The organism is Selenomonas ruminantium subsp. ruminantium ATCC 12561 (assembly GCF_000424065.1).
Taxonomy (GTDB): domain Bacteria; phylum Bacillota; class Negativicutes; order Selenomonadales; family Selenomonadaceae; genus Selenomonas_A; species Selenomonas_A ruminantium.
This window is the reverse complement of record NZ_AUJE01000039.1, coordinates 1-20,804: the sequence shown is the minus strand read 5'-3', so window position 1 is coordinate 20,804 and position 20,804 is coordinate 1. Positions and strand designations below refer to the sequence as shown.

The 20,804-nt window shown below is 48.9% G+C and carries 16 protein-coding genes, 2 tRNA genes and 1 rRNA gene; 2 read left to right on the top strand and 17 right to left on the bottom strand.

Going from position 1 to position 20,804, the window contains the following annotated elements:
• Nucleotides 1-42: 42 nt before the first annotated feature.
• The 9 genes from G598_RS0112840 to G598_RS0112800 form a co-directional block, all read right to left on the bottom strand.
• Entirely contained in the window at nucleotides 43-2,262 is a 2,220-nt protein-coding gene (locus G598_RS0112840) for a SpoIIE family protein phosphatase (protein WP_026767303.1), read from the bottom strand.
• An 8-nt stretch (nucleotides 2,263-2,270) separates the two neighbouring features.
• Entirely contained in the window at nucleotides 2,271-3,878 is a 1,608-nt protein-coding gene (locus G598_RS0112835; protein WP_026767302.1) for a dicarboxylate/amino acid:cation symporter, read from the bottom strand.
• A gap of 41 nt (nucleotides 3,879-3,919) precedes the next feature.
• Entirely contained in the window at nucleotides 3,920-4,252 is a 333-nt protein-coding gene (locus G598_RS17955) for an STAS domain-containing protein (RefSeq protein ID WP_037364326.1), read from the bottom strand.
• A gap of 228 nt (nucleotides 4,253-4,480) precedes the next feature.
• Nucleotides 4,481-5,269 carry a basic amino acid ABC transporter substrate-binding protein gene (locus G598_RS0112825; RefSeq protein WP_026767301.1) on the bottom strand — a complete coding sequence of 263 codons (789 nt, stop codon included), beginning with the start codon at nucleotides 5,267-5,269 and terminating at the stop codon, nucleotides 4,481-4,483.
• 128 nt (nucleotides 5,270-5,397) lie between these two features.
• A complete protein-coding gene (locus G598_RS0112820; RefSeq protein ID WP_026760067.1) occupies nucleotides 5,398-5,688 on the bottom strand; it encodes a zinc-ribbon domain containing protein in 291 nt (96 codons plus the stop codon).
• A 147-nt stretch (nucleotides 5,689-5,835) separates the two neighbouring features.
• Nucleotides 5,836-7,554 carry an O-linked N-acetylglucosamine transferase, SPINDLY family protein gene (locus G598_RS0112815; RefSeq protein ID WP_037364323.1) on the bottom strand — a complete coding sequence of 573 codons (1,719 nt, stop codon included), beginning with the start codon at nucleotides 7,552-7,554 and terminating at the stop codon, nucleotides 5,836-5,838.
• A gap of 78 nt (nucleotides 7,555-7,632) precedes the next feature.
• A complete protein-coding gene (gene fliB, locus G598_RS0112810; RefSeq protein WP_026767299.1) occupies nucleotides 7,633-8,721 on the bottom strand; it encodes a flagellin lysine-N-methylase in 1,089 nt (362 codons plus the stop codon).
• A 5-nt stretch (nucleotides 8,722-8,726) separates the two neighbouring features.
• Nucleotides 8,727-9,422, bottom strand: a complete 696-nt coding sequence (locus G598_RS0112805; RefSeq protein WP_026767298.1) for a glycosyltransferase family protein — start codon at nucleotides 9,420-9,422, stop codon at nucleotides 8,727-8,729.
• Nucleotides 9,415-10,359: a class I SAM-dependent methyltransferase gene (locus G598_RS0112800; protein WP_026767297.1), complete on the bottom strand. Its 945-nt coding sequence runs from the start codon at nucleotides 10,357-10,359 to the stop codon at nucleotides 9,415-9,417. Before G598_RS0112800 ends, G598_RS0112805 begins: the two co-directional genes overlap by 8 nt.
• Nucleotides 10,360-10,483: 124 nt before the next feature.
• Here G598_RS0112800 and G598_RS0112795 point away from each other — a divergent pair, with 124 nt between their 5' ends.
• Nucleotides 10,484-11,437, top strand: a complete 954-nt coding sequence (locus G598_RS0112795; RefSeq protein ID WP_026767296.1) for an AEC family transporter — start codon at nucleotides 10,484-10,486, stop codon at nucleotides 11,435-11,437.
• 822 nt (nucleotides 11,438-12,259) lie between these two features.
• On the opposite strand, the gene G598_RS0112790 is transcribed toward G598_RS0112795, so the two are convergent.
• The 7 genes from G598_RS0112790 to G598_RS17950 all read right to left on the bottom strand — a co-directional run bounded on the left by G598_RS0112790 (nucleotide 12,260) and on the right by G598_RS17950 (nucleotide 19,203).
• Nucleotides 12,260-12,334: transfer RNA gene (locus G598_RS0112790), tRNA-Glu, on the bottom strand.
• Nucleotides 12,335-12,336: 2 nt separating this feature from the next.
• A tRNA-Glu gene (locus G598_RS0112785) sits at nucleotides 12,337-12,411 on the bottom strand.
• A gap of 40 nt (nucleotides 12,412-12,451) precedes the next feature.
• A complete protein-coding gene (gltX, locus tag G598_RS0112780; protein WP_026767295.1) occupies nucleotides 12,452-13,906 on the bottom strand; it encodes a glutamate--tRNA ligase in 1,455 nt (484 codons plus the stop codon).
• Between the two features lie 35 nt (nucleotides 13,907-13,941).
• Complete coding sequence (gene dhaL, locus G598_RS0112775) at nucleotides 13,942-14,565, bottom strand: dihydroxyacetone kinase subunit DhaL (protein ID WP_026767294.1); 624 nt, start codon at nucleotides 14,563-14,565, stop codon at nucleotides 13,942-13,944.
• Nucleotides 14,566-14,724: 159 nt separating this feature from the next.
• Complete coding sequence (locus G598_RS0112770) at nucleotides 14,725-15,636, bottom strand: serine O-acetyltransferase (RefSeq protein WP_026767293.1); 912 nt, start codon at nucleotides 15,634-15,636, stop codon at nucleotides 14,725-14,727.
• A 118-nt stretch (nucleotides 15,637-15,754) separates the two neighbouring features.
• Nucleotides 15,755-17,530 (bottom strand): methyl-accepting chemotaxis protein, encoded by a 1,776-nt coding sequence (locus G598_RS0112765; RefSeq protein WP_026767292.1) that lies wholly within the window; start codon nucleotides 17,528-17,530, stop codon nucleotides 15,755-15,757.
• A 101-nt stretch (nucleotides 17,531-17,631) separates the two neighbouring features.
• Nucleotides 17,632-19,203: an O-linked N-acetylglucosamine transferase, SPINDLY family protein gene (locus G598_RS17950; RefSeq protein ID WP_051180302.1), complete on the bottom strand. Its 1,572-nt coding sequence runs from the start codon at nucleotides 19,201-19,203 to the stop codon at nucleotides 17,632-17,634.
• A gap of 133 nt (nucleotides 19,204-19,336) precedes the next feature.
• On the opposite strand from G598_RS17950, the gene G598_RS0112755 reads away from it, so the two are divergent.
• Nucleotides 19,337-20,596 carry a tetratricopeptide repeat protein gene (locus G598_RS0112755; RefSeq protein WP_026767291.1) on the top strand — a complete coding sequence of 420 codons (1,260 nt, stop codon included), beginning with the start codon at nucleotides 19,337-19,339 and terminating at the stop codon, nucleotides 20,594-20,596.
• Nucleotides 20,597-20,691: 95 nt separating this feature from the next.
• Here the strand turns inward: G598_RS0112755 and rrf are convergent.
• Nucleotides 20,692-20,804: ribosomal RNA gene (rrf, locus tag G598_RS0112750) — 5S ribosomal RNA — on the bottom strand; the annotation flags it as partial.

Sequence of the window (20,804 nt, the reverse complement as noted above, 5' to 3'; positions counted from 1 at the left end):
CTGTAAAACAGTATCTCAAAGCAGACATTTTGCTGAGAAGTTCTACGCATCATCCAGGCTGCCACAAAATTTCAGCCCTAACATGGTTATATCATCGGATTGCTCCGCGTCTCCGGCATAGGTCCTGACGTCCTGACGAACAAGCGCCAGTATTTCCCTTACATCTTTTTGCGGCTGCCTGTTCAGTGTTTCCTGCAAACGCTCTTCCGAATAGAGTTCCCCGTCCTCATTCATGGCCTCTGTCACGCCATCCGTATACAGGAAAATCATATCCCCCCGCTGCATAACCAAACTATGCGCCTCGTACATTTCGTCCTCGTTTATGCCCAGCATCATATGTTTTCTTGCCTGCTGCAAATAACAGAACTTGCCATCAGCCTGCACCAGCGGTGGATTATGACCAGCATTTACATAGACCAGTTCCCCTGTTGTCAAATCCAGCCTGGCCATAAACGCCGTCACAAACATCATTTCGTCATTTTCCCGGCAAAGTTCCTGATTCGCCATCTTCATAATGCCGGCAAAATCAGCAGCATTTTTCGCCCTTAAGACCATATTCTTCAACGTGGTTTTCGCACGCATCATATAGAGGGCTGCCGGAATCCCTTTCCCGGATACGTCAGCAATCGTTATCACCAGATGGTTTTCATCCGTCATATAAAAATCATAAAAATCACCGCCTACCTCTTTTGCTGCATCCATGGCCGCATTTATTTGAAATTCCGGATAATCGGTCAAAAAATCCTGCGGTAATGCGCCCAGCTGTATATTACGAGCCACCGAAAGCTCAGCAGCCACCCTTTCCTTCTCAGCTGTTGCCTTAGACAAGTTATCAATATAGGCTTTCAGCTCATCCGTCATAGAATTAAAGCATGTTGCTAAATGTTCGATTTCATCACCGGTAGTTATATCCAGTTTCCTGTCAAGATTGCCACCGGCAATTTCGCGCACGCCATCAGCCATTTGCTTTATCGGCTTTACAAACCGGTCAGAAAGCGCCTTCGACGTAAATATCATAATAACCACCATGATAAAAAAAGCCAGCACAGCCATCTGCAATAATAAAAACGACTCACGCTGCAAATTATCACTGAATGATTCCATCTGCCCCATGAAATAGTTGTGGCTTTCCTGCAAGGAAGATGAGAGTTCGTCCTGTGACACCAGAATCCCCAGACTCCATTTCATCGTAGGGAGTGGCGCAAACGCCAGCATGTATTTTTCACCATACAGCTCAACAGGCAATACACCACTTTCGCCATTAGTCATATAATAAGCAGCCCTGGCAAACTCCGCCGACTCGCATTTCCGTAAATCCTGCTGTTTATCTGTCTCGGCCAGCACGCCCTCGTGTACCGGTGAAAAAATCACCTTGCCATCATTGTTCATGATAAAGTTAATGCCCTTATCACCAATGGCCGTATTATGAATATATTGACGCAACTCCTTAGTCGCCATATCAAGACTTGCTACACCGGCAATTCCCTCCGCATCATAATATGGTGCTGAGCAGCTTATAACTTCAACATCACTATGTTCCGCTGTCAAAATTGTGCGATACGGCAAAGAAAATACAACCTCATTGGCCTTGATGGCATTTTGATACCACGGGCGGACACAAGGGTCATAACTAAAAGCCGGGTCATCAGACATCGGACTGTACTTATCCCCAACAAAGACGCTGCTGCAAATTAAAAACCCGGATTTACTGCCAAAATAGGTTGCGGAATAACTATAATAACCATAGTTTTTTTCCATCGGCACCATCGTACCCGTTATATTGGCGGCCAGCTCAACTTCTTGCCGTACCGTTTCAATACCACGTTTTCGCACCTCAGGACTATAGATAATATAGGGCGCAGCCGGCGGAACTTTCCCATTATACGGGTCAAGAACAGCAGCTGGCAGATAATTGGACGGATGCTTATGTATCCAAGTCAAAGCATCTGCTAAAATGGTCACATCATGCTTCATATGTGCCAACTCATAGTCAATAAAGTTAGCTTTCGACCTGGCTAAGTCTGCTATCGTCTCCTTACTGGTTTTATTTATATATTCCTGTGTGTATGCAGCTCCCTCCTGCGAAAGCTGTCCCCCCATCTCTGCTATATCTTTTTGCACGAAGGTAACGCCATAAAAGGACAAGCCTGCAAACACCAGGGCCGACAACAAGCTGCTGATAAACAGGAGCAGCAGTAAACGCTCCCGGATACTCAGCCGTCTGCGCAATATTTTTCGTACAATCCGCCAGTAATCGCCCATACTCTAAACTACTCCTTTAACGACGCCCCTCGTTTACCTATCTCGCCCGCAATGTCCATGAGTTCACAATCCCTGATCAACATGGACATAACCGAGGATACATTCACCACAAAAACGGCGGAAACCATCAGCATACCAATAGAATCAAAGGGCAGACCTAGCTGCTTAAAAATAATAGCATAAATAGCCATGATACCGCCTGGAACCGGAGGTGTCGCAATACTAAGCTGCAAAGCCAAAATAACGGTTATAAACAGCGAAAATAAGGATAAAGGCATCTGTGCATTATAAGCCGTATAAAAAACACCAGCCACCAACGCTGCAGCTGCAGACGGCGAGAACATGGCATGGGATAATGGCAGCCAAAAATCACAGAATTTACCTTCTATTTTCAAACGCTCTTTGGCAAATTCCATATTCGTCGACATAGCTGCCGTATTGCTAGCAGTTGAAAAAGATATTAGAAACACCTTCGACCCCTGACGCAGAAAATCCGCCACATTTATCCGGTACTTATAAACAATATGCATGAGCATAAGCATCCCAAAACCGATGCAAAATGCATAATTGGAGGCCACAATCCGCCATACAGCCAAAATTGTTTCCATACTGTTACCAGCAATCGACTTGAAAACATTCAGAAATATCGCCGCATATATAACTTTGGAAACAATGTCCATCATCTTAACAACCAGCTTATTCAACTCACCCACAATGACCTTCAGGTTAGGAATCATATTCGTCAAGGTTAAAATACTGATACCGGTCAGTATCGCAATGAAGACTATCTGCAGTATATTTCCCTCGACAAAGGGAGCGACAAAATTACGAGGAAAAATGCCTAGAAATAATTGGAACAATTCAGACAGTGCCAGGTTGCTTTCCCCATTTATAACAACCACAGGAAAAAAGAACTGACATACGCCCGCCGCAAACAGTGACATGCACAGCATGACGATAAAAAAGCGGCGTATAACTCTAAGTCCCACATTACTAAAAGTGGCGACATCCTCCATAAGACAAATCCCATTAACGATGGAGATAAAGACAAACGGCCCCGTAACCGCAACGATGAGTCCCATTAACGTCTTTAACAGCGGCTCTGCAACATCATGTATGACCGCTTCCTGTAATGCAGTGGGCAGCAAATCAGCGGCACCGGCACACACTACCGCCAGCAGTGCCGATATGGTAATCGAACCTCCCGGTATTTTTATCGGTTTCCACGCTTTTCCGGCATAGGTACTGATCTCATTGTAGCCATTCCTATAAGTATAAATGGTCTCGGCTTGCTCGTAATTCATGAGTCCTTTTAAGACTTGTGCCGGCAATATATCATCATCATCGTCAATATCACCATCACTAAGCGGATTATAGGCCTCACCTTTGATGCGAATAATGACTTTCGGTACCCCAAACCACTTTTGAATCTGAAGGCTGAATTGATACTCCTGACCAAAATGCTGCTGGCAACGAAGCAGTGCCTCCTCCAGCAGAAGACATATTTTTATACAATCATCCTCCGAAACCGGTGATTTTTCAAAAGCCTCGCGAACATCCTCAATTGTTGTTTCCAAATCATCATTGCCAAAGCTCAGACGTTTGCTGACTGACATCCCTCCACCCCCTTTATCCCCTCACTCCCGGTCTGCTGAACTCAAAGTTCATCGAGTGATTGGTGCATGGTTAAATACGAGTTCATATTACTATCGAGCAGAATCTTCTTCACCATACCAGCAGCCCCTGCTACCGAAAACTCCTTGCCTTCCCTGTTGGCTTTCTTAAACAGACGCAAAAGTATACGGAGTCCCGCGCTGGAAATATACGACACAGCCTCCATATCCAGAACAGTCCTGTCCTCACGCTCAACGATTTTTTTTCCACTCAAATAAACAGACTCAGCGTTAGAAATATCTATCCGTCCCTCGACACGCCAAGCCAACCAGCCATTAGCCAACTTCGTTTCTTTCTGCACAACCTCACTTGCCATATCCTCTGCCTCCTCTATAAAGGAATCATACGCCCTGACTGTCCCTTAAGGACATAAGACATATGCTATATGTATCCATTTCTTTACAAATTCGACAAACACCATGAACATCCTGCCTGTTACGCCCGCTTAAGGCCACAAAATAGCATGCCCCATGCTGTAAAATGGAAAAAGCGCTGTGGATAAAATACTTTCGCATTTCATCACAGCGCCTCGAAAATTTCACTCTTATTTCTTTTCGCCGAACCATTTAGCGAAAATCTTGTCGTATTCGCCGTTTTCTTTCAGCTTCTTGAGGGCAGCGTTAATTTCCTTCTGCAGTTCCTCATTGTCCTTGTTAATGGCAATGCCATAATCTTCAGCCGTGAGTTTTTCTTCCAGCGTCTTTACGCCCTGAGCGGCATTCTTCGTGATGAAGTAGTCATTAACCGGGCGGTCATTGACCACAGCATCTACGCCTTTGGCCTTGAGTTCCATGAAGCAGTCAGCCGGCGTATTGAGTTCCTTGATTTCCACGCCTTCGATTTTCTTCACTTCCGCAGCACTCGTCGTACCAATCTGTACAGCTACCTTCTTGCCCTTGAGGTCAGCGAACTTCTTGATGGCTTCTTCATCCTGACGGACAACCATCGTCAGACCGGACTGATAATACGGTTCAGAAAAACGCACATTGGCCTTGCGTTCGTCATTGATGGTCATGCCGGAGATAGCCACATCAATGCTCTTGCCCTGCAGTGCCGGAATCAGGCCGTCAAAGCCCAGATTCTGGATTTCCACTTCGCGTCCCATTTCCTTGCCGATGGCACGGATAAGGTCCATATCAAAGCCCTGATATTCTTTCTGTCCTTCATCCTGGAATTCAAACGGCGGGAAGTCGATGGAAGAACCAACCTTCAAGACCTTCGCCTGTTTGTCACCGCCTGCCGGTGCTGCTGCCTGATCGCTGCCACAGCCGGCAAAGGCAAACATGGCAAAGGCGCCAGCTACCAAAAGCGACAAAACTTTTTTCATGTTCATAGATAATCCCCACTCTCAAATAAAATTTACAGTGATACAAAAATGGAGTCTGAGCGTTTCGCTCAAACTCCACTCGTCACGCACAATGTAAGTATATCACACTACAGAAAAACTGCAAGTGTTAATCATTACATTGCTTCGCCTCTTTTTTTGTTGAAGCAGTCACGGCAGTATACCGGACGATCGTTCTTCGGTTCAAACGGAACTTCCGTTTCCTTGCCGCATTCTGCGCAAACTACCTTGAACATCTGACGGGCTTCACCACCATCACGGCTACGGCGGCGCTTGTCGCGGCAATCGCGGCAGCGAGCCGGTTCGTTTTCAAACCCCTTCTCAGCGTAGAATTCCTGTTCGCCAGCGGTGAACGTAAATTCCTTCCCACATTCTTTGCATACCAGTGTTTTGTCTTCAAAAGCCATACGATAATCCCCTTACCTAAAAAGAAAATAATATTTAGATGTCCCTGTATCCCTGAGTCCCCTATAGTGTTTCCGTAGATTACGCCGAGAAAAAGAACGTCCATATTTATTATTATATATTGTTTTTATCAAAAATGCAAGTGTTTTTTATATTGTGCAAAAATTTCGCCATATTGCACAATATCCACGTTCCAATTCCTGCATATAATTTTTCACATCCATCAAAGGCGATTTCAAAAGATTCGCCCTCAGTCCCGAATGATACGCACCGATTAACTCCGGTGAATTGCCTAACTGCACAGCCCGACGCACATAGTTGATATCGTTTTCCACCACCAGTTCCTTTACCCCGGCATTGACCAGAATCGACGCCCCAAAGCGCGAACCATGGCGGCGGCCGCGCTGGCTCACAACCGGCACGCCCATAAACAGAGCTTCGCAGGTAGTCAAACCTCCATTATAGGGCATAGTATCCAAGGCAATATCAATATCCCTGTACTGTTCTAAATAATCGGGACTGTACGGGCGCATTTCCACCCGAGCCAAATCAAAACTCAACCGCTTCAGCCGTTCCCGTAAGATTGCCCGGCCGGAATCAATGCTGCAAATCTTCCCTTTGAGCACCAATTTAGAGCTATGCACCTGTTCCAAAATCCCCCGCCAAAGGAGCAATGTTTCATCGGTCACTTTGGCCAGATTGTTGAATGACCCAAAGGTGATATAACCATTTTTAAGACATGGTGCCTCCGTCCCGGCAGGCGGGATTTCCCGCACGGCTCCCGGCACATAGCAAAGATGGGAATGGGGCAGGCGCAGGATTTTTTCCGTAAACCCCTGTTCTGCCATGTCACCACTGGGCAGACACACCTCATCAGACAGGAAATAATCCACGGTCGAAAGTCCTGTAGTATTCATATAGCCAATGCCCGCCACCTGCACAGGGGCCGGACGCAAGGCCATAATCGGCATACAGTTATCGTTGCTGTGCCCCGAAAGATCCACCAGGATATCAATATGATCTTCGGCAATCAGGCGTGCCGCCGTCCGGGGACTGCGCCCCCGCAAATCACGCCAGGTAACCGGCGAAGCCATCAATCGCTTGGTCACCTCATCACGCTTGCCCGTGGAGTAGGCATATACGCTAAAACGGCTGCTGTCAAAATTCTTTAACAACGGAGCTACAAAGTTAGCCACGGCGTGCTGACGGAAATCCGGCGAAATATAGCCAATACGCAGCTTTTTTTCGGGAAGTTTCTTTACCTGTTCATGACGATAAGGCGTGACATTCAGCATGGGCTCATATTTTTCTGCCAGCTGTTTTCCTTCCAAGGCACCCTGTTCCCGATAATTGCGCATAAACAGGAACTTACTGTAGGCAGCTGCCTTTTCCTCATCATCAGCAGCTTTTTTGCTATAAGCCAGCATGAGCGCTGCCGATTTATCCGGCTGGGCTGCCAAATAATAAGCATCTGCCAGCCAGGCCTGTGCCTTTTGCAACAAATAAAGAACAATCTTGTAATAAGGTTCATCAGGAGTCAACGCCCAAAGTTTGCGTTCCAGCTCATTAACCAGCTTATTCAGTTCAGGAATTTCCTCATCAAGACGAAATTCCACAGCAGCCAGCCCTGCCGCTGCCAGCCTGCCCCGCAGGTGCTGGGGCTTCTTGCGCAGGATTTCATCCAACAGGGCATGGGCTTCCTCATAATCCCCTGTATATAGGGCCGCTTCCGCCATAACCGCTGCCCCGTCCATGCTTTCCGCATCAAGCTGCCAAAGTTCCCGCGCACACGCCCGCATGCCCTTCGGGTCACCTTCACTAGCAAACTTATCCGCCAGATTAAGCCAATTTAACGTATCATGATCCATAAACAGACTAACTCCCAAGATTTATCTAAATGCTTATGCATTGCTATTATTAATTCTACACTTCCGCCCGCTTATCCTTTATTTATCCCGCAAAAGCTCCATGAGCACATTTTGCGCGGTGGTGTAGTGATTCAGGCGGGATGCTAACCAGCCGGCTGTTTCCCGGATAAGACGGGGCACATCGATCGCTTTCTCTGCCGCCGTTAATTCCAGCAGCAGCAAAAATTGCCATATCTCCCATTGTACCACAAAATACAGCCCATTATAAGCATAGGTCCCCAAAACTGCACAGGGATAAAGCTCCTTAAACCACTCATTGACCAGATAATTTTCCAGCATCAGGCCATAGGGACCCTCGCATTTTTCCCACAGCAAATTCTGTGCCTCTGCCTGCTCCATGAAGCCCTGTACCTTAACCTTTTCCACCAGCTCCAGATACGCGGCTGTCTTTGCCGTATCATCCTCAATGCCCCGCACAAAACGGCAGAAAAAATCGGCCTGTTTCGCTACGGACCACGGCTCCCAAACCACGTCTGCCGTATCTCTGCCCCAGGGCAGGTGTTCATCCGCTTTTGCCAGTTCTTGCAGGAGCATGGCCAGCCGCTGATTAAGCGTTTGTTTCCTATCCTGCAATATCGCCATGCCTCTTGCCTGCCAGTCAAAAAAACTTAGCTGCTCCATCGCCTCTGCATCACCTGCCGGCAGGAAATAATTACTGCGTGCCGATTGAATCTGCCGCTTGACCAGCTGCAAGGGCTCGTCATTTTGCAGAATCAGCTCTGCCGCTACAGGGCAGGTCACGCATAAGGCACGTTCCACGACATCATGCGGAAAGAGCCTGGTCTTGCGGGGATATTCAGCACATACATCCGTAAGCATCTGCGCCCCGTATTTTTTTTGCAGGCCGCATAAGCCGTCCGCCCGCAAAAATACACAGTGGTCATCCTTATGCAGAAACCCAAAGTTCTCCGCTTCAGGCAAATACACCAGTCCCCTGCGCAGCTTTTCCCCGTCTTCTCCTTCCAGGGCGCGATAACGCGCCAGCGCAGCATCGTCTAAAATCTGCTGCCAGCCATAGCAGCAGATAGAGCCACCGCATTTACTGCCATCGCAAAAGAACTGTTCAAGATAAGCCGGTTCAATACATAAAAATTCTTGCTGTTCCATCGTCTTCACACCTCAGGATTCAGTTCTCTGCCATATTCCCGAATAAATGCCTTCTGATAGCCCTTGTACTCATAGGCCAAAGGCTTTTCTTTTGGACAGTGAATACACCAAAAATCCTGCTCCTGATTGGGCACCACGACCTTATATCCCGCCCGCTGCATCTCCTTGCACATGGAGGTATCGTAAAGATGCCAGCCCGTGAAGATGTCCTCACGCCAGCGAATATCATGCTGCGTCGCGATAAACAAGCCATCTACGGCTTCCACTTCCTGATAAGCCCCTTCTGGCTCACGGCAGTGAGAATCCACTACACTTTCCGGCTCACAGGCATGCAGTACCCGGCCATAAGTCCGCAGGCCGTCCCACCATACACCGCTGCGCGGCAGACTGCGGCAGCCAATCACGCCTACAGCACCGATAGACGTATCGGCAAAGATACCACGTAAATCCTGTACCAGATTTTTATTGACCACCAAGGTATCCTGATGAAGATAGACCTTGTAGCGTGCATTGCTCTTTTCCTGGCCTTCATTATAACCGGCACACATAGACGGCGCATCCTTTATCGGGATAAATTCAGCCGTCATGCCCTCAGGTATAATCAGGCTTTCCAGATACAGACGGCATTCACTGTACCAGTCATCGCTATTCACACAGGTAATAAAGGCAATCTTCGTTTCGTCCAACAATTCATCACGCATTCTGCATCCCCTGCCATTCCTGCAAAAGTTCCTGTAAATATTGTGCTTCTTCCTCCGTAGTGGCGTTCTGCATGGCACTCTGAAGGAACAAACCGACCTCCGCCTGTTCTGCCGCCGTCTCTGCCATCAGCTGCCGGTAAAAACGCACCGGATGGAATACCGCCTGTTTGATAAATGCCGCCGTATAATCGGCAAAAAGCCCCGTATCCCGATAAAAAGCCCAAAACGCCCGGCAGTTTTTCTCCGTCTCCACACCATACTCAATCCGGTGCAAATAGGTCGAAAGCAGCCGCCGCTGCGCCTTGGTGTACATGGATTTCAAAAGTGCCATTTCCGGCATGGAACGGTCCGCCCGCACGAGGTAAAACTCCGTGTTCAAATCGTCCCCTTCATTATCAAAACCTGCCGCTAACAGCTTTTGCAGGGTCTGTTCCTCAGCGGGACGCTTCTGCGTTTCCATAAAGACCATCTTATAATAGGAAGCATAAAGCAGGCGTTCAAATTCCTGCCGGGCAAAGAGCCGCGCCACTACATTGTAATAATGTCCGTCCAGCAAATCCAGCATTTGGGACCAGTGGCGGATATTGCGGAAACTGGTCAGAAAACTTCCTGTTTCCTTCAAAAAACGGGAAAAACCGGCCGCAATATCCTGCGGGTGCCCGGCCTGCTCCAAGGTCAAATCCGAGATGATGTAATCAAAAAACTCTTTAGGGTAAGGCAGCGGTGCCTCCAAATAATTCAGTTCCGTAAACTCTACACCTAAATCCGGATAATCCAGCATAGCATCGGCATCCGCCGTCACAGCATAGATTTGGGCGCAAGGAAACATCTGCCGCAGCTCGGGCAGATAGACCAGACTTTCCACCACCAAAATATGCAGCGGCAGCTCCCCTGGCTGCAAAAACTGCAATAATTCCGGCTTTATTTTTTCTGCCACACACTCCACCTCCCCTGTTTACATTCTCTCATTATACCATATTTTCCTGCCCCCCTGCCATTTACAGCCTGTACAAAAGGTGATAGGATAATTTTATCATTTGACTTTGACAGGAGTGGATTTTTTGGACGGTACAGCAATGCGGATTCTCTATGTGGTAACGGATTTAATCATGCCTTTGGTGGTGGGCTATTTTATGCACCATCGGCACTGGGTGTCGGATAATATCATCAACAAGGTGATACGCTTTAATGTCATCTGCGTATATACCAGCTTGTCCCTGTTGAGTTTCTGGGTACTGCCCTTGTCATGGAACCTGCTGCTTGTGCCCTTGTTCGGCATGATGCTGGTGCTGCTCCCCGGTGCCATCGGCTACCTTCTCTTTGCCCGCCATATTGAAAACCTGCTGGACAGAGGGGCCTTCATCGCCAGTGCTATGCTCGCTAACCTGGGCACATTAGGCGGAGTCTGCGCCTTTATTCTCTACAACGAACAAGGCTACGCCTACTCCCAGCTCATCGGTACGACACAAAATGTGCTGCTCTGCATAGTCGTCTTCCCTATGGCGCAATACTACTACCTCAAACACACCGCTTCCGTCCGCAAATCCAGCCGCAGTCACACCTTCCGCGAAATGTTCTTCTCCATCAACCAACTGAGCCTTTTAGGCATGGCCATCGGCTTACTGCTCAACGCCAACGGCATCGAACGCCCGGCAGAACTGGGCACCATCTTCCAAAGCCTCGTGCACATCGGCGCCTGGATTGCCATGCTCCCCGTAGGCTTCCTTATCGACTTCGGCAAGGTGCGCCAGTATGCCAAAGCCGTACGCACCCTGACCCTCCTGCGCTTCGTCATCACCCCGGCCCTTTTCATCGCCCTGACCTGGCTAATCGTCAACGACCCCATCCTGCGTGGAACCCTGACCATCCTGACCTTCTGCCCCACCGCCATCAACGCGGTACTGGCCGCCAAAATCTACAAACTCAACGTCGATATCACCGTATCCTCCTTCGTCATCACCACAGCCGCCTACCTCCTGCTAATCTTCCCCCTGCTGTTCCTCTGTTTGCACTAAGCAGTCCCTACTGAAAATGAACCTCCACACATATAAATTGCAGTTTGTCGGCAAGTTCGTGATAAAGGTATCCAGGTCATACGTTGTCAGGGGGCAAACGGGGAGTACTTTTTCTGTTTCCCGCTAAACGACCCCCTCGAAAAAAATAGCGGTCCAGTTACCTGCGCCGGGCAGGCCAACGGCGCTGCTTTCAGCGTATTTACTTAGCTGCTTCCTAAAGGGGCCGGCCTTCACTGCGTTCAGGCAGTCGCTCCTAACAGAAAAAGCACTCCCCGTTCGCCCCAAGCTGCGGATTATGCAATCGGCGAGAACTCGTTGCTCTCGTTACAAGAACATCGATGTACTTGGTGCTTGCCAATACAACATAGCCACATGATACAGACGAAACTTTTGGTAGGGAGCAGTTCATTCCAACAAAGTTACGCTTTAGACAATTGTCACGAACTCGTTATCCCGTCACAAGAACATCGATGTACTTGCCGCTTGTCACTGCGAAAATGACGTTTCATACGGACATCGCTTAGGGCGGAGGTGGTGATGCTTTTCGCCGTGGAACGACTGTCCGAACGAAGTGAGGACTGGCCCACAAACGATAGTTCCTAGACATTGAGCTGAACATACGCGCCGCCGGTCTTGCCCGGCGCAGGTAACTAAAAAAGCCCATACATTTGCTTGTGGGTCATTTAGTGCAACGGCGGAAAGTATTACCACCTCCGCCCCAACTGAGCTGTGACAATCATAATAAAGCTCGCAATAACATCGATAAACTGCAATTTACGCAAAAAAGGAGCTATGAAAATTCATAGCTCCTGTATTTTCATATGGTGACACCTACGGGATTCGAACCCGTGAACCCGGCGTGAGAGGCCGGTGTCTTAACCGCTTGACGAAGGTGCCGATGGTGACGCCTACGGGATTCGAACCCGTGAACCTGGCGTGAGAGGCCAGTGTCTTAACCGCTTGACGAAGGCGCCAAAAGCAACTCTACTGTTGCTGACTCAAATTATTATAGCACTATGCCGTAAGGTTGGCAAGGCTTTTTTGCAGACGGGCCAGAGAATTTTCCTTGCCCAGTACAGACAGGATTTCCGTAGCGCCGCCCGGCGTAACGGACTTACCGGCTACACCGATACGCAATACCCACATCACAAGGCCCTTCTTGAGTTCCTGGGCAGCGATGTATTCTTCGAGCTTAGCGTAAAGGCTGTCGTTGTTCCAATCGGCTTCGCTTACGCCTTCCAAGAGCTCCACCAGTTTCGGCATGAGCTCAGCGGCCTTTTCCGGATTAACCTTGTTGCGCTTGTTGTTGTAAAGCTCAGCATCAAATTCCGGCAGCGTAATCAAGAAGTCGATTTCCTCTTTCACATCGCTGAAGCGCTGTACGCGTGTCTTTAAGAGCGCTGCCACCATCTGCCAGTTCTTTTCGAGGTAATCCGGCAGTTCACCGACAAATTCACGGGCACGCTTAGCAAATTCTTCATCACTCATGGCCTTGAAGTATTCGCCGTTAATCCAGCCCAGTTTGTCATAGTCGAACACAGCCGGAGACTTGGACAGTCCATCCAGCTCGAAGTGCGCAATCAGTTCTTCCATGGAGAAGATTTCCTGATTGGTGGTCTTGGGGTTCCAGCCAAGGAGTGCCACATAGTTCGTAATGGCTTCCGGCAGATAGCCCAGTTTCACCAAATCGTCAAAGCTCGTTGCCCCATGACGCTTGGAGAGTTTGGACACAGAACCATCTTCATTCTTGCCCATAACCGGTGCCAGATGAATAAAGGTCGGCACTTCCCAGCCATAAGCTTCATAGAGCAGGATGTACTTCGGCGTGGACGTGATGAATTCAGCACCGCGCATGATATGGCTGATGCCCATCAGATGGTCATCGATTACGTTAGCAAAGTTGTAGGTCGGCATGCCATCACGCTTCAAGAGCACCTGATCTTCCAATTCGGAGTTCGGAATGGTGATGTTGCCATGCAGCACATCAAAGAACGTGGTCGAACCATCGAGCGGCATCTTCTGACGGATAACGTACGCATCACCATTTTTCAGATGCTCTTCGATTACTGCAGCATCCAAATCACGGCAGGTACGGTCATAGCCGCCGAACTCGCCGGCAGAATGGTCTTCGTCCGGGTCGCAGAAGCAGTAGTAAGCATGACCGGTCTTCACCAGTTCTTCAGCGTACTTCTTATAGATGTCCATACGCTCACTCTGCACATAGGGGCCGCAGTCGCCGCCGATATCCGGGCCTTCGTCTGGCACGATATGCGCCATTTCGAGCGTGCGGTTGATGAAATCCACCGCATCGGCCACATAACGCGTACGGTCGGTATCCTCAATACGCAGGATAAAATCGCCCTTCTGGGCTTTGGCGTAGAGATAACCGTAAAGCGCCGTGCGCAGATTGCCAATATGCATATAACCCGTGGGGCTTGGTGCGAAACGGGTACGAACCTTCTGACTCAATGAAACTTCCTCCTAAAAACTTACAATAAAAACGCTTAGCGTTTCAAGAACTGATACAGAGCGCGGTACATCAGCATCGTGCTGACTGCACCGGGATCTTCCACGCCGATGCTGCGCTCGCCTACGAGGCTGGCACGGCCTTTTTTCGCGGGGATTTCCTTGGTGTAATTTACGCCATCACCAGCGGCTTTAGAGGCTTCCTGCAGAACCTCAAAGAGATTCTTGTCTTCCACATTTTCTGGCAGGAAGCAGTCGTGAATGGGGATCAGAGCATCCAAGATGGTCTTATCACCCTGCTCGGCGCGACCGCGAGCCTGAATCGCCTCAATGGCAGCTGCCAAAAGCTTTTCAAAGCTCTTGACGTTCATGCGGGTTTCTTCATCGCAGGCTTCACCGGCCTTGACGAAAGCTGCACCATAGAGAGGGCCGGCTGCGCCGCCCACATTCTGAATGAGTGCTTTGCCGATTTTCTTGAGCACTGGGCCAGGCTGGCTCGTATCTTCCATTTCATCGACAATTTCCTGTGCGGCCCGAAATCCGCGAGCCATATTAAAACCATGGTCGCCGTCACCGGCTTTGGCATCAATATCCGACAGATAATCCTTCTGGGCGATGATAGCCGCAGCTACGGCATCAAAAGCGTCTTTGATTCTCGACATTTCAAAACTCCTTGCTTTGCAGTAAAGTAAAAAACGAAAAAACTCATTGATGGGGATACAATGAGTCTATGGGGAAAATACATACCTATCCATTATATCACGCCTGTTTCAAAGCGCAAGTGTGAATTGACAGAAATATAGGAATGAAGGAAAAACATGTTATAGATCACAGCTTCCCATATTGTAACGCAATTCCTGATTCTTAACGCTGACCCTCGTTTCTGGTGGCACGGAATGGGTCAGGAACACATTGCCGCCGATAAGTGAACCCTTGCCAATTACCGTATCACCGCCCAAAATGGATGCCCCGGAGTAAATGGTCACATTGTCCTCAATGGTCGGATGGCGCTTCTTATTAAAGAGTTTCCGCCCGCCGGAAGTGGAAAGTGCCCCCAAGGTAACCCCCTGATAGATTTTCACATGTTCACCAATTTCCGTGGTTTCCCCGATAACGATACCCGTGCCATGGTCAATCATAAAATACTTGCCAATGGTCGCGCCCGGATTGATATCAATCCCCGTCTTGCTGTGCGCCAGTTCCGTCATAATGCGGGGAATCACCGGCACATTGAGCTTATAGAGCTCATGGGCAAAGCGGAACACCGTCACCGCATAAAGACCGGGATAGGCAAAGATGATTTCATCTGCACTTTCCGCCGCAGGGTCACCATCAAAGAGTGCTTCCACATCAGTCGCCAAATACTCCCGAATCTTAGGAATCTGCCGCAAGAAAGCCAGCGTGATACGCTGTGATTCGGCCTTGGTCGCATCCAACGTTTCCTCATCGAGCTTCATGCCATAACGCAGAGCTATGGCAATCTGCTTATTCAGACGGAAGGCAATATCCTCAATGACCATCGACAGGTTATTGCGAATATCGTAAATCCGATAATGTGGGTCTTTAACGTAACCGGGATAGGCAACGCGCGTGAGTTCCCCAATCAACTCGTAAATCACCTTGGTATCCGGCTGGTTGAATACATCCAACTTGTCTATATGACGCGCTTTATCATAATCGACCAATATATCCTGCGTAATTTTTTTTATATCCTGACCAATCAAGTCCTGCATATAGTTCTCCTTCTAATGTAATACACGAAGATGGCTTCGGCAGAATACATTTCCGCCGAAACCATCACAATTAACTTGCTATTTATGTTAGCATTGCCTTTTTTTTCTGTCAAGACAGTTAAATCTTGAACCGCTCCACAGAGGATTCCATGCTTTCGGCCATTTCCGTCAGACGGCGGCTGGCACCGGCAATCTCATTCATGGTAGCCGTCTGTTCCTCAGTGGCAGCCGATACCGATTCTGCTTCGGAGGCGACGTTGCGGCTCATCTCGCTAATCTTATTAATCGCATCGGCAATGGTGCTGGTATTTTTCGCCAGACTTGCCACCGTACGTTCCATTTCTGTGGTTTCATCCACAACCTGCTCAACCATACCGGCAATATCCTTAAAGCTGTTACCGGCACCATTGACGGCACCTACACCATTTTGTACCTGCGATACGCCATCCTGCATAACGGATACGGCATTGCGGGCTTTTTCCTGAATGGAACCAATCAAACTGGAAATTTCCCCTGCCGAAGAACTGGACTGCTCCGCCAGCTTACGGACTTCATCGGCTACTACGGCAAAGCCACGGCCATGTTCACCGGCCCGTGCTGCTTCAATCGCCGCATTCAGCGCCAAGAGGTTCGTCTGCTCAGCAATCTGGGAAATCGCATCCACAATCGTGCCAATCTTATCGGATTCCTTGCCCAATTCTTCTATAACCTGAGCCGACTGGCTCACAGACTGCTCGATGAGTTCCATCTGTTTCACCGCACCAGTGACCTCTTTTTCACCGCTGTCGGCCTGTCCTTTGGCTTCAGATACTACCTGACCGGCATGTTCAATGGTTTTCTTGAACCGCTCCATGCTCTGCGACAGGCTTTCAATATTAGAGCTGGCATTTTCCACTTCCGTGAACTGCTCACTGCAGGAACCGGCCACATTGACGATGGAATTAGCCACCGTGCCGCTGACTTCTGCGGATTGTTCCGAGCTGTCGGTCAGCTGCTGGCAGGAAGATGCCACCTGCTGGCTCGCCTCGATAATCTGCTTCATCATGCTGCTGACTTCCGTCTGCACCTTATGCAAGGCACGACTCATTTCACCGATTTCATCGGTACGATGGAAGACTTCCTCCAGGGAGTTGTCCTCCCGCAAATCGCCCGTTGCCATAACGCCCAGACGGGCGGTTACAATCTGCAGCGGCCCGACCAAGGAATTTGCGGCCCAAAGCCCCAATGCCGAAAAAATAGCGAGCAACACAATATTGATGATAATCGTGTTAATCAAGGTGGACTTAAACGCTTCGTCAGCAGCCGCCTGTTCTTCAGCAATCCGGCTGTCAATGTAATCAATCCAGACACCAGTTCCCAGTACCCACTTATAAGGCGCAAAGGTTGCGGTATAATTACGCTTGGGCAGCGGCGTTGTCTCATTGGGCTTAGCAAACATCAAATCCGTATAGCCGCCGCCTTCCTTGCGGCCATTTTCAATCATTTCCTTAATGAATTGCTTGCCGGAAGGGTCCGTAAGGCCGATACGTGATTTGCCCTCCGTATCACGGCCCAAAAGCACGACATTTACGCCATCATAGGTGTCCACCCAAAAATAGCCCTTGCCATCGTCATAGCGCAAATCACGCACCAAATCAGCCGCTTGTTTCTTCGCTTCTTCCTCAGTCAATTCGCCTTTCTGCTGACGGTCATAGACCTGTTTAATGATAGAAATTGCGGTTTCTGTCTCAATCTTCAATTCCCGCTCTACATCTGTAATCATGGTCTGCTTTACCGAAGCAACCTGCCGCTCCGACTCAGATTTCAGGTTGACGATAAACGCCGCACTGACGCAAAGGGTAGTCAACACAGCAATGCCGATAACCATCACCAAAAATCGTCCTTTTAACGACATACCTATCCCTCCAAATTCGCCTCTTATTCCCTTATCCAACTATTGCGATTCTTATCTTAATTTGACTATTCGACGTCAGGCACTCTTTTCCTGCTCACAAATTAATTTATCTCCGCCAAAATTTTGCGATACAAATGCTCCACATCCCGCATATAACCCTGCGCATCCATCAATGGTGAAGCCTGCATCATCCGCCGTAAATTCTGCCGCAAAGCCAATAGCAATTCCTGGTCTCCGGCCATAGCCACCGCAATATTCACATACTGATCGGCAGTTTCCGCTGCCAATTCCGCCAAGCCAAGATTGGACAAGAAACTCTTGCCAAACCGGGCACCATGACGATTGCCAGATAGTACCACCACCGGCACGCCCATATAAAGGGCCTCACAGGTGGTAAGCCCTCCGGGATAAGGTGCGGTATCGAGCGCAATATCCATATCCGCATACTCCTGCAAATAATCCTTCGCGTACGGACGCAATTCAATCCGCTCTATAGGCAGCTGTAATTTTTTCAGCCGATTCAGCGTATACGTTCTGCCTTCCTCTGTGCCCAGCAACTGATGTTTGAGAATCAACCGGGAATTGGCCACCCGCAGCAGAATTTCCCGCCACAAATGCAGCATCCCATCATTGACCTTGGCAAAGTTATTGAAGGAACCAAAGGTGATATAGCCATTTTGCAGACAGGGCGGCGGCGATACCTGCGGAAACGTTTTATACGGCTGATAGCAGAAATGCGTGTTTGACAGACGCAGCAATTTTTCCGTAAAATAAGGCGAATTTTCTTCCGGCGCACAATAGATATCCGATAAAAAACCATCACACTCGTGAATACCCGTACTATTGAAATAACCAATCCCCGACAGTTGTACAGCCGCAGGACGATAGGCAAAAACCGGCAGGGCATTGCCTGCTGTATGTCCCCCTAGTTCCACGAGAATATCGATTTCGTCCTCGCGAATGACTCGGGCAATCTCCGCAAATTCCGCACCTGCCAAATTCCGCCAATGCGCAGGAGCACTGCGCAAATCCTCCGTGACAAAATCACTGTCCTTATTGAGCTGATAGACGAAAACTTCAAAATCAGCAGGATTATAATGGAAAAAAAATGGCCTTACAAACTGTCCCACCGCATGGTCACGCAAATCCGCCGACAAATAGCCCACACGGATTTTAGAATGATGCCATGCCGGTTTTGGATACGCCGGTACCGCCATTTCCTGTAAATCGCGACGATATTGCGCATAAAGCTCCTGCATCTTCGCCGCGGGCAAATCTTCAATAGCATTAGCCGCAAACAGCGCATTGCTGATTTCCGTCAATTGTCTGCCTGTGCTCGGCTCTAACTGAGCAGACCGCACAAAAGCCGCCACTGCCGACTCACTCTGTCCCAGCATACGATAGGCCGCACCTAAAAGGCTATAAGCATCTGCCAAACGTTTTTTATCTTCACTATCCATAAAATCCCGCACCAAATCTTCCAGCAGGGAAATTTCGGATACATATTTTTTTTGCGTGCGCAGAATATATGCCTTTAGTAATCCCCCTAGAAGTACCTGTGTTCCCTGTTCTTGTTCGAATTCCGTTATCATTTGCCAGGCAGTATCGCAATCTCCCTGTTTATAGCACTTCAGGGCCTGTTCATATACAGCTAAAAAATTTTCCACCTTCACCAGCCCCGCTCCCTTCACCAAGCCTTTTTTATTATGTTTCGCCGAAAAAAAGGATATCCCTGCTCACTTGCTAAAACACCGGGTAACTGTGTTATACTGATAAAGAGATACAAGTTTGAAGGAGGTTATTATCATGCGTCTTGTTCGCACTATCGTTCCCGCGTTGACCCTTGGCTGCCTGCTACTGCCGGTTGCCGGCTGTGCTGCTCCCGTAAAAGATACTCCCGTTGCCCAGCGTACCATTGAAGGCCGCCCAGTCTTTCCGGAAAAAATACCCGGAGAAATCAACAAACGAGCGATTTCCTCTGTACATTTTCGCTGTGAGCCGGCTTTTGCTATTCCCATGATGGAGGTAACGGAAAATCCGGAAACCATCACCATTCTAGGAACAGCCGAAGCCAGTCAGGAGCAGATGGTCACATTTATCAAAAAGCGCAATACTGCCCCTAAGCTTAACTGCTCGGTCGAAGAAATTGTCGGCTATTACTATAAGGAAGCCGCCGTTGAAGGTGTACGCCCCGATGTAGCACTCTGTCAGGCATTGAAAGAAACCGGCTTCTTTGCCTACGGCGGTGATGTTTCACCCAAACAAAATAATTTCTGTGGTTTGGGTGCCACTGGCAACCACGAACCTGGCTACAGTTTTAACACACCGCAGTTAGGCGTCCGCGCCCATATCCAGCACCTGATTGCCTATACCAAGTACAAACCGCCGGTGCAGGCACTCGTTGACCCACGCTACCAGCATGTAGTAACGAACCGTCCTGACCTGCATGGCAAAGTGCTGACCTGGACAAAACTCAACGGTGCCTGGGCCGTGCCCGGCAAAAACTACGGGCAGGAGATTCTCATGCTCTGGCGCGAAGCACAGGCCCCTAACGGCTCCGAAGCCTCCCTGCAGGCAGCCCAGAAAAAAATCAGTCAGGCACCTGACGAAGCAGCCAATTTAATCTATCGCGGTATTGTCTATTATAATCGCGATGACTTCAAAAATGCCCAAACCGATTTTGCCGCTGCGCAGAAATTAAATCCACAGTCTGGCGAAGCTCTGTTCAATCTGGCCATCACCGCAGAAAAACTCGGCGACAAAAAAGCCGCACGAAAAGCCTACGACCAGCTGATTACCCTGCAGCCGAACACCAATCAAGCCTGGTACAACCGCGCATTGCTCCGCTACCGTGACCGCGACTATGAGGGCGCCATCGCCGACTTGCAAAAACTCCTGCAAATCGAAGCCCGCAGTGCTGATGCACAAAACCTCATAGGCCTTTGCCATGTCGGACAGAAAAAATACAGCGAAGCCTGGGAAGATTTCGCAGCCGCTGGCAAGATTAACTCAGCCAATATGAATGTACTGGCTAACCAGTTCATTATTCAGGCCTGCTTAAAATAAAACAAACTAACACAAAGATAAGCCCTGCGCAAAGGGCTTATTTCTTTGCATAAATTTATATACGAAAAAAGCACCCTACAGGGTGCTTTCAGCTTAACTGGCAACGCCCTATCCTCCCAGTCCGTCTCCAGACAAGTACTTTCGGCGTATGAGTGCTTAACTACTGTGTTCGGTATGGGAACAGGTGGAACCACTCAGCTATCGTCAC